The 660-nt window shown below is 41.1% G+C and carries 1 protein-coding gene; it reads right to left on the reverse strand.

The window, feature by feature from the left end; genetic code table 11:
- Nucleotides 1-41 precede the first annotated feature (41 nt).
- Nucleotides 42-660: IS3 family transposase (locus V7728_RS20385; RefSeq protein ID WP_335371388.1), on the reverse strand; the 619-nt coding region annotated here is incomplete at its 5' end.

A 660-nucleotide genomic window follows, 5' to 3' on the forward strand; every position in this document is an offset into this window, starting at 1 on the left:
GGGACTGCCCCCCGTTTTTGAGACAGGGGTCAAAACACCTTTTAAACAGCCAATTGCCGATAGTTTATCGGTGATTGGTTGTTTAGTTTGGTTTGAATACGAATATTGTTATAATAATGAATGTATTCTATGACAGTGCGTTCTACGATGGCAGTCGTAGTTCGATCAATGCTGTTAAGATAGAACGTTTCAGACTTTAGCGAGGAATGAAACGATTCGATGGAGGCATTATCAGCGGGCGTCCCTTTGCGGGACATGCTCATGGTAATGCCTTTTGTTTTAACAGCTTTTTGATACTCGTAAGATGTATACACAGAACCTTGGTCACTATGTAACACGCAGTTCTCAGGCAGCATTGGTAGCTGATCAAGTGTGTCTAAGACAAAGGCTGTGTCCTGCTTATCCCCAATAGTAAAAGCAATCACTTCTCCATTGTATAAATCTAATATACTGGAAAGGTACAATTGTTTCTGTCCATAAGGCAAATATGTGATGTCCGTTACTAGTTTTTCAAGAGGACGATCAGACTGAAAGTTCCGATCCAATATATTATCGACCACGGCATATGGCTGCCCATCCTTCTTGCGCTTTTTCACCTTAACCCGACACTGCCATTGATTTTTCTGCATAATACGTTGAACCGTTTTATGGTTAATACGT

The sequence above is a fragment of the Bacillus sp. JHAA genome (assembly GCF_036961585.1).
Classification (GTDB): Bacteria; Bacillota; Bacilli; order Bacillales; family Bacillaceae; genus Bacillus; species Bacillus velezensis.